Below are 599 nucleotides of genomic sequence, written 5' to 3' on the forward strand. Positions count from 1 at the left end.
CGCCCCGGGGGAGGACGTCCCTCCGGGCCCCGGTGCCGCTGCCGCCCCGGGAGCGCACAGCTCGGGGTCGGCGGCCCCCCCGCCCAGCTGCCGGGCCGTGACCGCCCGCGACGCCGCGGCCGCGCCCAGCACCCGGGCCAGAGCGGGCTCCTCGGCGCGCAGGGCGTCCCCGGCCAGCTCCACCCCGGAGTCCGACAGGACGCCGGCCAGGTGGCCGGGCCCCCCGGTGCTCCCGGGGCCTCCCGGTGCCCCGGACCGTCCCGGGGCGGCGGGGGAGGGTCGCTCGGCCCGCGCCGCGGACGCCGCCCGGTCCCCGGGGGCCGGTCCGAGGGCTTCGAGCTGGCGCTCCAGGTCCGCGCGCACCCCGGCCGTCTCCGGGCCGGCGTCCAGGGACGGGTGCGCGAGCAGCTCCTGCGTGCCCTGCCACGCGTCCGCCCGCGCGAGCTCGTCCGGGGGCACGGGCCGGGCCGCGCCGAGCCACCAGCCGCCGGCGGCGGCGGACAGGACGACCAGGACCGCCAGGAGCAGCGGGAGCACCCGGGGCGCGGGTGTGCGGGGATTGGTCACCGGGAGGCTCCTCGAGGGGGGCGGGGCGGCAG

The 599-nt window shown here is 83.5% G+C and carries 1 pseudogene; it reads right to left on the bottom strand.

Features of this window, described 5'->3' with window-relative positions:
* Window positions 1-567, bottom strand: a pseudogene (locus RCG67_RS17070) (hypothetical protein); the annotation flags it as partial.
* Window positions 568-599 lie beyond the last annotated feature (32 nt).

The sequence above is a fragment of the Kocuria cellulosilytica genome (genome assembly GCF_040981245.1).
Taxonomy (GTDB): domain Bacteria; phylum Actinomycetota; class Actinomycetes; order Actinomycetales; family Micrococcaceae; genus Kocuria; species Kocuria cellulosilytica.